This window comes from Ideonella livida, from assembly GCF_010499455.1.
In the GTDB taxonomy this organism is placed as follows: domain Bacteria; phylum Pseudomonadota; class Gammaproteobacteria; order Burkholderiales; family Burkholderiaceae_C; genus Ideonella; species Ideonella livida.
Genome location: NZ_JAAGOH010000024.1, coordinates 18,204 through 31,455, shown reverse-complemented (window position 1 = coordinate 31,455; position 13,252 = coordinate 18,204). Strand labels below are relative to the sequence as shown.

The 13,252-nt window shown below is 69.8% G+C and carries 8 protein-coding genes and 2 pseudogenes; all 10 read right to left on the bottom strand.

The window, feature by feature from the left end; genetic code table 11:
• Window positions 1–45: 45 nt before the first annotated feature.
• Complete coding sequence (locus G3A44_RS17150) at window positions 46–1,212, bottom strand: ABC transporter ATP-binding protein (protein WP_163458975.1); 1,167 nt, start codon at window positions 1,210–1,212, stop codon at window positions 46–48.
• Window positions 1,213–1,251: 39 nt separating this feature from the next.
• A complete protein-coding gene (locus tag G3A44_RS17145; protein WP_163458974.1) occupies window positions 1,252–2,334 on the bottom strand; it encodes an ABC transporter ATP-binding protein in 1,083 nt (360 codons plus the stop codon).
• Window positions 2,335–2,357: 23 nt separating this feature from the next.
• Window positions 2,358–3,212 (bottom strand): carbohydrate ABC transporter permease, encoded by an 855-nt coding sequence (locus tag G3A44_RS17140; protein ID WP_163458973.1) that lies wholly within the window; start codon window positions 3,210–3,212, stop codon window positions 2,358–2,360.
• Window positions 3,213–3,236: 24 nt separating this feature from the next.
• Entirely contained in the window at window positions 3,237–4,163 is a 927-nt protein-coding gene (locus G3A44_RS17135) for a carbohydrate ABC transporter permease (RefSeq protein ID WP_163458972.1), read from the bottom strand.
• A gap of 203 nt (window positions 4,164–4,366) precedes the next feature.
• Window positions 4,367–5,806 carry an extracellular solute-binding protein gene (locus G3A44_RS17130; protein ID WP_163458971.1) on the bottom strand — a complete coding sequence of 480 codons (1,440 nt, stop codon included), beginning with the start codon at window positions 5,804–5,806 and terminating at the stop codon, window positions 4,367–4,369.
• A 69-nt stretch (window positions 5,807–5,875) separates the two neighbouring features.
• The gene (locus G3A44_RS17125; protein WP_163458970.1) at window positions 5,876–6,844 is read right to left on the bottom strand and encodes a sugar-binding transcriptional regulator; all 969 of its coding nucleotides are present in this window, start codon (window positions 6,842–6,844) and stop codon (window positions 5,876–5,878) included.
• 462 nt (window positions 6,845–7,306) lie between these two features.
• Window positions 7,307–8,008, bottom strand: coding sequence for an HAD family hydrolase (locus tag G3A44_RS17120; protein WP_163458969.1), 702 nt, complete (start codon window positions 8,006–8,008; stop codon window positions 7,307–7,309).
• Window positions 8,009–8,048: 40 nt separating this feature from the next.
• A pseudogene (gene tal / locus G3A44_RS23670) lies at window positions 8,049–9,098 on the bottom strand (transaldolase); the annotation flags it as partial.
• A 36-nt stretch (window positions 9,099–9,134) separates the two neighbouring features.
• Window positions 9,135–11,165: pseudogene (gene tkt, locus G3A44_RS17115) on the bottom strand (transketolase); the annotation flags it as partial.
• 130 nt (window positions 11,166–11,295) lie between these two features.
• Window positions 11,296–13,095: a dihydroxyacetone kinase subunit DhaL gene (gene dhaL, locus G3A44_RS17110; RefSeq protein ID WP_163458967.1), complete on the bottom strand. Its 1,800-nt coding sequence runs from the start codon at window positions 13,093–13,095 to the stop codon at window positions 11,296–11,298.
• Window positions 13,096–13,252: the final 157 nt, after the last annotated feature.

The following is a 13,252-nucleotide window of genomic DNA, read 5'->3' as shown; positions in this document are numbered from 1 at the left end:
CGAAAGGGGGCGCGGCGGGCGGATGGGTGAGGTGGGCGTGTGGGCTCAGCGCAGATCGGCACCGTGCACCAGGGCCTGCTCGCTGGCGCTGTCGAACAGGTGCAGGGCCGACAGCGGCAGCGCCAGGTTCACGGGGGCGCCTTCGGCCAGGTCCACCGCGCCATCGGTCACCACCAGCAGGGTGTGGCCGCCCAACTCCACGCCCACATGGCTTTGGTCGCCCTGCCACTGGTTGAAGGACAGCTGGCCTTGGGCCGCGCTCTCGGTGCCTTGGGCGCTGTGCGTGCTCCCTAAGCGCACCTTGTGCGGCCGCACGCCCAGGTGCACGGCTTGCCCTTCATGCAGGGCCATGGCCTGTGCTTCGGGCAGGCGGGCCAGCGGGCCAAAGTGCACGCTCAAGGCGGCGGCGGTGCTGCCGTGGGCGGTGACCACGGCGCGCAGCTCGCCACCGTCCAGGTGCAGGCGGGCGGGCAGCAGGTTCATGGCGGGCTCGCCAATGAAGCCGGCCACAAAGAGGTTGGCGGGCCGCTCTTTCAGGTCTTCAGGCGAGGCGAATTGCTGCAGCACGCCGCCGCTCATCACGGCGATGCGGTCGCTCAGGGCCACGGCCTCGGTCTGGTCGTGGGTGACGAAGACCGAGGTCATGCGGTGCTCGATCAGGTACTCCTTGATGCGTCCGCGCAGCACGGCGCGCAGTTGCGGCTCCAGCTGGCTCATGGGCTCGTCGAGCAGGTAGAGCTCGGCCTGGCGCACCAGGGCGCGGGCCAGGCTGACGCGCTGCTGCTGCCCGCCGCTCAGGGTGGGCGGGTAGGCGTCGAGGATGTCGGTGATCTCCAGCAGCGCGGCCACATGGGCCACGCGGCGCTGCACCTCGGCGGCGGGGGTTTTGCCGCGCAGCAGAGAGAAGGCGATGTTGTCGCGCACCGTCAGCGGCGGGTAGAGCGCATAGCCTTCAAAGGCCATGGCCACGTTGCGCTCGGCGGGCTTGAGGTCATTGAGCACGCGCTCGCCCAGGCGGATGCTGCCTTCGCTGACCGACTCGAAGCCGGCCACCATGCGCAGCGTGCTGGTCTTGCCGCAGCCCGAGGAGCCCAGCAGCGAGATGATCTCGCCGTCGTGGATGCTCATGTTGAGGGACTTGACGGCGCGGTTGTCGGGTTTGCCCTTCTCGCGGTAGATCTTGCTGACCTGTTCCAGGGTGAGCGCAGCCATGGGGTGTTCCGTGGGGTGGGGTGAGTCGGGGGATGGAGCTCAAAGCCGCGCGCCGGTGGCGCGGTCAAAGAACAGGCTGCGGCCGGGCGCCAGGCGGGCAAAGCCGGGCACGCGCTCGCGGGTGGCGGCCAGCTCGGGGTCTTCGGGGCGGCTGGCCAGGATCTCCACACTGCCGGCTTTGAGCAGGGTGACGGTGCGCACGTTGATGGGCATCACCGCCTCCAGCGCCACCGGCAGCGCGCCGGCCTCGGGCGCGGTGCTGAAGATCACGTCTTCCGGGCGCACGCCCAGCACGCAGGGCTGGCCGGCCAGGTCGGTGCGGCTGTCGGGCAGCAGCAGCGGCTGGCCGGCAATCTCCACCGCCATGCCGCCAGCCACACGCTGCGGCGTGACCTCAAACAGGTTGATCGGCGGGTCGCCAAACAGGCGCGCCACTTGGCGGGTGCGCGGGTTGCGGTAGATGCCAGCGGGGGTGTCGATCTGCTGGAAACGGCCGCCTTCGAGCACGCCGATGCGGTCGCCCAGGGCCAGGGCTTCGCGGTAATCCTGCGTGACGTAGAGCACGGTGGCGCCGGAGGCCTTGAACAGCTTGGGGAACTCCAGCCGCATTTCAAAGCGCAGCTTGGCGTCCACGTTGCGCAGCGGGTCGTCCAGCAGCAGCACCGGCGGCTTGTGCACCAGGCTGCGGGCCAGCGAGGTGCGCTGCTTTTGGCCGTTGGAGAGCTGGCGCGGCAGGTGGGTGAGCACGTGCTCGATCTTGAGCAGGCGGGCGGTTTCCTGCACGCGCTGGCGCAGCGTGTCTTCGTCCAGGCCCCGGGCGCGCAGCGGGCTGGCGATGTTCTCGAAGGCGCTGAGGTGCGGGTAGAGCGCGAAATTCTGGAAGGCCATGGCCACGCCGCGCGATTCGGGGCCCTGCTCGGACAGGTCGCGCCCGTCCAGGCGCAGCGTGCCGGCATCGGGCGCCATCAGCCCGGCAATGTGGCGCAGCAGCGTGGTCTTGCCGCTGCCCGAGCCGCCGAACACCACCAGGCATTCGCCGCGGCGCACATCGAGGTCCAGGCCGTCGAGGACCTGCTTCTTGCCAAAGGCCTTGCTCAGGCCGGAAATCTGGAGGTAGGACATGGGGGTTCCTGGCGAATTCACGTTCATCCCTTGACGGCACCCATGCTCAGGCCCTCGACGAGGTAGCGCTGGGCGAACAGGGCGATGGTGGCGGTGGGCAGCACGCTGAGCATCAGCGCCGCAGCAATCTGGCCGTACTGGATGCCCGAGGCGGTGATGAAGGCCAGCGCCCCCACGGTGACGGGCTGCACGCTGGAGCTGCCCAGGATCAGCGCGAAGACGAAGTTGTTCCACGCGAAGATGAAGGCCAGCAGACCGGCGGCGGCGATGCCCGGGCGGGCCAGCGGGATGGCGATCTTCAAGAAGGCCTTGAGCCAGCTGTGGCCGTCCAGGCGGTAGGCGTGCTCGATGTCGGGGCTCAGGTCTTCGAAGTAGCCGCGCACGATCCACAGGATCAGCGGCAGCGTGATCAGCTGGTAGACCCAGATCAGACCGAGGTAGGTGTCATACAGGCCGATCTCCTGGAAATACAGCTGCAGCGGCAGCAGCACCAAGATGGGCGGGGCGAAGCGAAAGCTCAGCAGCGTGAAGGCGATGTCTTCGCCCAGGCGGAACTTGAAGCGGGCGAAGGCATAGGCCGCCGGCACGCCCAGCAGCAGCGACAGCAGCACCGAGGCGCTGGACAGCAGCAGGCTGTTGCCGAGGTTGACCATGTAGTCGCTGGTGAGCGTGCCCACATCGGTCTTCAGCTCACCGCGGATCAGCGAGGTGTAGTTGTCCAGCGTGGGGCTGAAGGCCAGCGTGGGCGTGCTACGCAGGATGTCGGCATTGGTCATGAAGCTCATCAACAGCACCCACACAAAGGGGAACAGGAAGAAGAGCCCGACGACGGTGAGGGCCACGGCGCGGCCGGTGCGCGCAAGCGTTGCGGTGTTCATGGAAGCGCTCCGGTGAGGGTGGGGTCAGGCCTGGCCACGGGCACGCTGGCGCAGCTTGAGCCAGTGCTTGATGAAGACCGTGGACAGGGCGTAGGTGATGGCCCAGAGCACCAGCACCAGGGCGGCGGACTTGCCGATGTTCGAGAAGCTGAAGGCCTCCAGATAGGCCTGGACCTGGAAGACGGTGAGCGAGTCGCCCGGGCCGCCCTGGGTCATCGAATAGATGATGTCGAACTGCTGGATCGAGTCGAGCATGCGGAACATGCCGGCCGTGAGGATGTAGGGCGCCAGCATGGGCAGGGTGATGCGGAAGAACACGAAGCTGGCGGGCACGCCGTCCAGCTCGGCGGCTTCAAAGGGCTGGCGCGGCAGGGCGCGCAGGCCGGCCAGCAGCAGCACGGTGATGAAGGGGGTGTAGACCCAGGTGTCCACCAGCACCACGGTGAACATGGCGGTCTCGGGGCGGCTGCTCCAGCCAAAGTCCTCCACGCCCACCTGACGCAGCAGGAAATTCAGCACGCCGAAGCCCGGGTTGGTCATCAGCTTCCACATCAGGCTGGCGATGGCCGGCGCCACCATCAGCGGCAGGATGAGCAGCACGCTCATCAGGTTGTTGACCCGGTTGCGCTCCTTGAGCAGCAGGGCGATGCCCAGGCCCAGCAGCAGCTGCACGCCCACCGTGGCCACGGTGTAGGTCAGCGACACACGCACCGTGTTCCAGAAGGCCGGATCGGTGAACAGGCTGATGTAGTTGTCGAACCAGACGTAGGCGCGGGCGTCGGGGAACGACAGGTTGTAGCGCTGGAAGGAGTAGCCGACGGCGGTGAAGAACGGCACCAGGATGCCGATGCAGACCAGCAGCGCCGGCAGGCTGAGCAGGTAGGGCAGCAGGGCCTGCAGACGCAGCGGACGGCGGCGCGGCTCAGGGGTGGGAATGGAGAGCGTGGGCATGGCGGCAACCCCTTCGGGTCTGGGCGGGCCGGCGGCGCCGGGCGGTGGGCGCAGGCGGGCCCGGCCACCCGCGCGTGGCGGCGGGTGGCGGGTCTTCAACAGGAGGCGGAGTGGGGTGCGGCGCACCCCGGCGGCGCGGGCCGGCAGGCACCGCACGGGCCCCGGCAAGGGCCCGTCGGGCCGCCGCGGCCTGGTTCAGGCCATCAGGCCAGGCCCACGTCCTTGAGCTTGCGTGTCAGGGACTCGGCCAGCTTGTCCAGGCCCTCGTCCACCGGGATCTGGCCGCCGTACATCTGCTGCAGCATGGCCGCCCAGTCGGTGGTGAACTCGGGGAACAGCTGCTGCGGCGTGAAGTGGATCTTGGCGTTGGTGATCGAGTCTTGGTACTGCTTCAGGTAGCCGGGATAGCTCTTTTCCAGGCGCTGCTGGAACTCGGGGTTGGCCCACACCGACTTACGGATCGGGTTGACCAGGTCGCCCTTGGTGGCGCCGAAGGTGGTGTTGTCGGTGCCGGTGGCCCACTGCATGAAGAACCAGGCGGCTTCTTGCTGCTTGGAGAAGGCGCTCATCGCCAGCGACCAGATCCAGATGTTGGGCGTGGGGGCCTTGGCCTCGGGGTTGGGCGTGAAGCCGCTGAAGGCCAGGTTGCCCGCTTCCTTGTTGCCGCCACCGTTCATGAAGTAGCCCAGGATGTCGGCGTCAAAAATCATGGCCGACTGGCCGGCGCCCAGGTCGTTGCCGACCTCGTACCAGGTGTAGTTGGTCCAGTTCTTCGGGCCGCCGTTCTTGAGCATGTCCACCCACATCTTGTGGAAGGCCTTGCTCTGCGGGCTGTTCATGGCCGGGGTGAGCTTGCCGCCGGCGCTGGTGAAGTCCTTGCCGCCGTAGTTCACATAACCCGACAGGAAGCCGGCGTGGATGGTGGCCCAGGAGCGGCTGCCGCGCACGCCGATGCCGTACATCTTGCCGGCCTTGCTGATGGCCTTGGCCTTGTCGATCAGGTCCGGCAGATTGGTGGGCGCCTTCATGCCCATGCCGTCCAGCGCCTTCTTGTTGTAGGTCAGCGAGTTCAGCTCAAAGCCCCAGGGCAGCGCCCACTGCTTGGCCCCGGCGGCCCCCAGTTGCGAGCCGGCCTTGCCGTCCCAGGCGGTGGAGGTGCGCAGGCCTTCGTAGATGTCGTCCCAGGCGTAGGCCGACGAGGTCAGCTCCGGGTTCTTCAAGAAGGTGTTCAGGTCCACGATCTGGCGCGCCGGGCCGTACTTCCAGGTCTGGTAGGCGCCGGTCATGAAGGCGTCGTACTGGCTGCTCTTGCTGGCCAGGGCGGCGGTCACCTTGTCAAAGTACACGTCCTCCGGAAAGATGTCGTAGGTGACGTTGATGCCGGTCAGCGCCTTGAAGTTCTCGATGTTCTTGAGCATCGCATCCACGTAGGGATGCTTGTTGAGCAACAGCTTGATGGTCTTGCCGCTGTGCTTCTTGAAGTTCACCCCGCCTTGGGCCAGGGCGTCGGTGGCCACGGCGTTCAGCGCCAGGCCCGCCGCGGTGGTGGAGAACCCCATCACGCTGGCGCGGGTCAGGAATTCGCGCCGGCCCAGTCGGTTCTCATGGCAGGCCCGTGCCAGGGCCTTCAGTGCGTCGGACATTCTTTTGTCTCCTCGGTAGCGTTTCAATGACGTCTCAAACCGGCGTGCCGGCAGGGGGGAGCCCTGCCTTCAGCGCGCCGACACCTCCGGGCGAAGCACCTGCCGCGCAGTGGCCTCATCCACGATCAGAGCGGTGAGCACACCGCTACGCAGCACGGCGCGGATGGCGCCGGCCTTGTACGTTCCACCTGCCACGGCCAGCACTTCGCGGCCCCGCAGGTCTTCGAGCGACGCCCCCACGGCGCGTCCGTTCATCTCGCTGTCCACCATCCGCCCTTCGGCGGTGACGAATCGGCCCGCCACCTCGCCCACGGCGCCGGCGTCGATCAGCGCCTGGCGCTCGGCCGCCGTCACCGAATGGGTGCGCTGCAGGTGGGCGTTGGGCCCCAGGTCGCCCACGCCCACCACACACAGCTGGCAGTCGCGGATCAGGCCAAACACCTGCTGCACCCCGCGCTGGGCGCGCAGCACCTCGGCATCGGCCTGGCTGTCGGCGATGAAGGGCACGGGCAGGAAGAAGCACTCACCGCCGGTGCGCTCGGCCAGCCGGGCGATCACGTCAAAGGGGTTGGCGGCGGACGAACGCGTCAGGCTGCCCAGCAGCGAGACAAAGCGCATGTCCGGCAGGCTCAGCTTGGGCAGGCGATCCACCAGCGCGGCCAGCGTGCGGCCGTGGCCCACACCCACCGCGCGCAGCTGCCCGGCCTCCAGCTCGCGCACCAGGTAACGGGCGCCGGCCACCGCCAGCGCCGCCATTTCGCTGCCCGGCTCGTCGCCGTCGTCCTCATCGCGGGTGTTGGGCACCACCACCGCACGCTTGAGGCCAAAGGTCTTCATCAGCTCGTCTTCCAGCGCCATGCACTCGGCCGGCACGCCCTCCACCCAGAACTTCACCAGCCCGTTCTGCATGGCCGCGGCCACCAGACGCTGCGCCTTGATGCGCGACACACCCAGGCGCTCGGCAATCTGCTCTTGGGTGTAGCCACCCACGTAGGCCAGCCAGGCGGCGCGGATGGAGAGGCTGTGTTCGGAGTCCATGGCAGGGTCTCGGAAGGTCTGGGAAGCGCGTGAAGCGGGTGGGATCGGAAGGTCTGCAGCGTCTTTTGAACAATTGATCAGCTGCTGCAATGTTGTTCATTGTGTGGAGCCCACGCAACCCGGGTCAAGCGCGGCGTAGAGGGGGTTTTCCCACCCGTTACACACGCTCAAAGGCTTGTTTTGGCTTGAGAAATTGCTCAAGTGATATGCAATTTCAGGAGGCGCATACCGGCTTGCGAAAACGCACACCACGCGGCGGATCGCGGCCTCTCCTGGCAGATCACGCCAGACACCGCACGACGGAGGCCACCCAGGCGCGCCGCCGGGGCGGCCTCCGCGGGTTCAAGCCAGCGCCAGCGCGACCCACGGCGGTCCAGGGCGGACCGGGGTCGTCAAGGCCCCCAGGCGGGGGCCAGCCCAGCCGCAGGGCGCGGCCGGGTGGGAAGGGTCAGGTGAAGGCGCTCAGCGCTGCACGCGCTGGGCCATGGCCTGTTGCACCAACTCGGGCGTCACCTGGTGCATCTCGTCAATGCGCACGTCGGCCAGGGCGAGCACGTCTTCGCTCAGGGGGAACTCGGGGCCGGGGGCGGCGATGATGGCCATGCCGGCGGCGCGCAGCGAGCGGATGCCGTTGCCGCTGTCTTCCACGCCCACGGCATGCTCGGGGGCCACGCCGATCTTGGCGAGCACGTCGAGGTAGATGTCGGGCGCGGGTTTGCCGTGCACCACGTCGTCGCCGTAGGTGGCGGCCAGGAAGACCTGGTCCAGGCCGGTGGCCTGCATCACGTAGGTGGCCAGCTCGTTGGGCGAGCCGGAGGCCAGGGCCACCTTGTAGTGCTGGGCCACGCGCTTGACGGCGGCCACAGCGCCTTCGCGCTCGGGCAGGTGGGCTTGGTACTTGCGCAGCAGGCGGGCCTTGATTTCGGTGGCGATGGCCGCGTCGTCCATGCCCAGGCGTTCTTGCAGTTGCAGGCGCTCCACCATGATGCGGCTCCACATTCGGGTGTTGCAGCCCATGGTGGATTCTTGGTCTTCGGCGGACCAGACCAGGCCGTGGTCGGCGGCAAACTCCTCGCGCACCTGGCGCCAGAGCACCTCGGAGTCGATGAGGATGCCGTCCATGTCGAAGACGACGGCGTCGATGCGGGGGGCGGATGAGGTCATCTCAAGGGGCTCCTGGGGGTGGGGCGGCGTGCCGGGCCGGTCAGACCACCGATTGCAGCAGACGCTCCAGGGCCTGCTCAAACTGCGCCAGGCCTTCGGCCTGCAGGCGTTCGCCGGCGGCGCTCAGGTCCACGCCGGCGGCTGCGGCGGCGGCCAGGGTGGCGCGGGCCTGGGGCAGCGCGGTGTCCAGCGTGCGGGCGGCTTGGCCGTGGTCGGCAAAGGCGGCCAGGGTGGCGTCGGGCACGGTGTTGACGGTGTCCGGGCCGATCAGGCCTTCTACGTAGCGGGTGTCGCGCCAGGCGGGGTTCTTCACGCCGGTGCTGGCCCACAGGCACAGCGGCGGGTGGGCGCCGGCGGCGCGCAGCGCGGCAAAGGCGCTGCCGCCAAAGCGGTCCAGCCAGTCGGCGTAGGCGGCGCGGGCGTTGGCCAAGCCCAGCTCACCGCGCAGCGGGGAGCCTTCGGGCAGTTGCGCGTCCAGCAGCGTGTCCACCCGGCTGACGAAGAGGCTGGCCACGGCGCGCACGCGGTCCAGCGGCAGGCCGGCGGCGTGGCGGCGGGCCAGGCCTTCGGTACAGGCGGCCAGCACAGCGTTCATCTGCGCGGCCGAGAAGATCAGCGTGACATTGATGTTGATGCCCTCGGCCAGCGCGGCGCTGATGGCGCCCAGGCACTCCGGCGTGGCCGGGATCTTGATCATGGCGTTGGGCCGGCCGATCTCGGCCCACAGCCGGCGGGCGGCGGCCAGGGTGCCTTCGCCATCGCGTGACAAGCGGGGCGAGACCTCAAAGCTCACGTAGCCGGCGGCGGCGGCGCTGCGCTGGTAGACGGGGCGCAGCACGTCGCAAGCGGCTTGCACGTCGGGGATGGCCAGGCGCTCAAAGCGGCGCTCCAGGTCGGGCTCTTCGTTGCGCAGCGCGGCCAGGGCGGGGGCGTAGGCCGGGTCGTTGGCCAGGGCGCTGGCGAAGATGGCGGGGTTGCTGGTCACGCCGGCCACGGCGTGCTGTTCCACCCAGGTGTGCAGCGCGCCGCTGGCCACCAGGCTGCGCGAGAGCTGGTCCAGCCAGATTTGCTGGCCGTGGCGGGCCACGGCGGCCACACGGCTGGGCTGATCGCCGTGGCCCAAACCCAGCACGCGGCGCACGGCGCGGGCCACGGCCTCGGCGGTGATGCCGAAGTGCTGGAACAGCGCGGGCGCGGGGCCCGACTCACCAAAGCTGTCCAGGCCGACCACGGCGCCGTTCAGGCCCACCACCTGGCCCCACCAGCCGGTGGCACCGGCTTCCACCGCCACGCGCGGCAGGCCCGGGGGCAGCACGGCGTCGCGCCAGGCGGCGTCTTGGCGCTGGAAGCGGAACCACGAGGGCAGCGAGACCACACGCACCGCCAGCCCTTGCGCGGCCAGCGCGGCCTGGGCGGCCACGGCCAGGCCCAGTTCAGAGCCGGTGGCCACGATCACGGCCTGCGGCGCGCCGCCCTCGGCCTCTTTGAGCACATAGCCGCCGCGGGCGATGGCGGCCACCTGGGCGGCGTCACGCGGCTGGTGCGGCAGGTTCTGGCGGCTCAGCACCAGGCAGCTGGGGTGGTCGCTGGCCTGCAGGGCCAGGGTCCAGGCGACTTGGGTTTCCACCGCGTCGGCGGGGCGCCAAACGTCCATGTTGGGGATCAGGCGCAGGGTGGCGGTTTGCTCCACCGGCTGGTGGGTGGGGCCGTCTTCGCCCAGGCCAATGCTGTCGTGGGTGAAGACCTGCACCACCGGCAGCTTCATCAGCGCGGCCATGCGCAGGGCGTTGCGGGCGTACTCGCTGAACATCAGGAAGGTGCCGCCAAAGCCTTTGAAGCCGCCGTGCAGGGCCACGCCGTTGAGGATGGCGGCCATGCCGAACTCGCGCACGCCGTAGTGCAGGTAGTTGCCGCCTTGGCCGGCGCGCAGGCGCTCGGGCGTGACGCTGACGCAGCCGGGCCAATTGGTGAGGTTGGAGCCGGTCAGGTCGGCCGAGCCGCCCAGCAGCTCGGGCAGGGCCGGCGCCAGCGAGGCGATGGCGTTCTGGCTGGCCTTGCGGCTGGCCACGGTCTCGGCTTTGTCCACCACACGGGCCAGCGCGGCGGCGGCGGTGGCGGCAAAGCCTTCGGGCAGGGCGCCGGCCCAGCGGCGCTGCAGCTCGGCGGCCAGCGCGGGGTGGGCGGCGGCGTAGGCGTCCAGGCGGCGCTGCCAGTCGGCGCGGCGGGCGGCGCCGGCTTCGCGGGCGTTCCAGGCGGCGTAGACGGTGTCGGGCACCTCAAAGGGGCCGTGCGGCCAGCCCAGCGCGGCCTTGGTGGCGGCAATTTCGGCAGCGCCCAGCGGGGCGCCGTGGCTGTCGTGCGTGCCAGCCTTGTGGGGCGAGCCAAAACCGATGGTGGTGCGGCAGCAGATGAGCACCGGGCGCTCGGTTTGGGCGGTGGCCTGGGCAATGGCCGCGTCCAGCGCAGCGGGGTCGTGGCCGTTCACGCCCCGGATGACCCGCCAGCCATAGGCCTCGAAGCGGGCGGGCACGTCTTCACTGAACCAGCCGTCGGTGTGGCCGTCGATGGAGATGCCGTTGTCGTCCCAGAAGGCCACCAGCTTGCCCAGGCCCCAGGTGGCGGCCAGGGCGCAGGCTTCGTGGCTCACGCCTTCCATCAGGCAGCCGTCCCCCAGAAAGGCCCAGGTGCGGTGGTCCACCACGGCATGGCCGGGGCGGTTGAACTCGGCGGCCAGCAGCTTTTCAGCCAGCGCCATGCCCACGGCGTTGGCAATGCCCTGGCCCAGCGGGCCGGTGGTGGTTTCCACGCCGGGGGCGTAGCCCACCTCGGGGTGGCCAGGGGTTTTGCTGTGCAGCTGGCGGAAGGCCTTCAGGTCGTCGATGGACAGCGCGTAGCCGGTGAGGTGCAGCAGGCCGTACAGCAGCATGGAGCCGTGGCCGTTGCTCAGCACAAAGCGGTCGCGGCCCGGCCACTGTGGCTGGGCCGGGTCGTGGCGCAGGTGGTGGCGCCACAGGGCCTCGGCGATGTCGGCCATGCCCATGGGCATGCCGGGGTGGCCGGAGTTGGCTTGCTGAACGGCGTCCATGGCCAGGGCGCGCAGGGCGTGGGCCAGGGTGGTGCGACTGGGGGTGGACGGGGTGGAGAGGGTGCTTGTCATGGGGCGGTGCGTTCGGACGTGGGGGCGCCGGCCGCGTGCGCCAGGGCAAGGCGGCAGCCGGATGGGGAGCAAGAAGAAGACGGAGGCGGCGAGGCCGGCACGCAGGCCGCACGCCACCCGCCGCAGGGCGTCAGGCCGGCAGGCGCTCGCGCAGGGCGCGGGCCAGGGCTTGCAGGATCAGCGCGCAGGAGGTGGCGCCGGCGTCCAGCACGCCGATGCTGCGGGCGCCCAGGCGGGCGGAGCGGCCAATGCGGGCCTGCAGGGCGCGGGTGCTTTCTTTGCCGGCCTCGGCCGCGTCGGCCATGGCCTGCAGCGCGGCCGAGAAGCCGGCGCCGCCGGCTTGGGCCTCACGGTAGGCGGCCAGCGCGGGCACCAGGGTGTCGATCAGGGTCTTGTCGCCCACCTGGGCGTTGCCCATGCCTTGCACGTTGGCCACGGCGGCGGCCAGGGCGTCACCAAACAGGGCGGCGTCCAGCGCGGGCTGGCCTTCCAGGGTGTTCACAAAGCCCAGGAAGAAGCGGCCGTAGAGCGGGCCCATGGAGCCGCCGATGTCGTCCATCAGCGCCTGCGAGAGCTGCTCGAAGGCGGCGGGCAGCACGGCGGCGCCCGCGCCCAGGCCGTCCAGCCGGGTGCCGCAGCCGGTGAAGCCCTTGGCCATGTTGATGCCGTGGTCGCCATCGCCGATCAGGCCGTCGATGTCGCTGAGGTACTGGCGGTTTTCAACGATGGTGGTGATGAGGGCGCGCACCACGTCCCCCGAGGTGGCCAGGTCCACCGTGGGGCCGCTGACGGCACGCGGGGCCACGGCGGCGCGGGCGGCGGGGCCCGCGGCGGTGGTGGCCGCTGCGGCTGTGGCGTTGCGGCTGAAGTCGCGGGCGGTGCGTTCACCGCCACCCACCTGACCCACGGTCAAGCCCACCGTCATCCCCACAGAACGGCAAGGCGCCTTCAGCAGCGCCTCCAGCTCGTCATCCAGCTGCATCAGCGTGAGCGTGACGCCCATCATCTCCAGGCTGGTGAACAGGTTGCCCACGAAGTTGACGGCCACCGTCAGGCCCTGGGCCTGCAGGCGCTTGGCCACCTCGCCATAGAGGATGTACTGCTCCATCACCGGGGTGGCGCCCAGGCCGCTGATGAGCACGGCCACGCGCCGGTCGGCCACACCTTCGCCGATGAAAGGCAAATCGGGCAGCAACACCTTCAGCATCATCTCGGCCATCTCGGCGGCGGTGGCGGTGGGGCGCACGTCAATGCCGGGCTCGCCGTGGTGGCCAATGCCCACTTCCATGGTGCCGTGGGCGATGTGGAAGTTGGCGTGGCCCACCGCCGGGATCACGCAGGACGACAGGCCCACGCCGATGCTGCGGGTGCGGGCGATGGCCTTCTGGGCGGTGGCAATCACCTCGTCCAGGCTGGCGCCGGTGTCGGCCTTGGCGCTGCCCACCTTCCACATCAGGATCTCGCCGGCCACGCCACGGCGGCGGGCTTCGTCGCCCTTGGGGGCCGAGGGCACGTCGTCGTTGGCCACCACGGTCTTGACGGCGATGCCCTCGCGGGCGGCCATCTCGGCGGCCATCTTCACGTTCATGTTGTCGCCGGCGTAGTTGCCATACAGGCAGGCCACGCCCGCGCCGCCGTCGGCCGCGCGCATCGCGTCCAAAAAGCTCTTGGCGGTGGGCGAGGAGAAGATTTCACCAATGGCCACCGCGTCGCACAGGCCGTCGCCCACATAGCCCAAAAACGCCGGCTCGTGGCCCGAGCCGCCGCCGGTGACGATGCCCACCTTGCCGCGCTCGGGTGCCTGCACCCGCTGCACCACCCGGGGGTTGTGGGCGCTGGCGCGCAGGGTGTCGCTGTGGGCGGCCAGCCAGCCGGTGAGCATGTCCTCGACCACGAGGTCGGGCTGGTTGATGACGCGGTTCATGGTCATGTCAGGTGTCTCCGTGGGGTGCCGGGCCGGGCCCCTTGCATGGAATGGAGCGTTCGGCCATGGTTGAGCATTCGCTCATGCTTTGCGCAACTGTAATGGGCTTCGCGCCCTGCGGCAAGACGGGGCGGGAGAGCCCCCGCCCGCCCCCGGCCCCCGG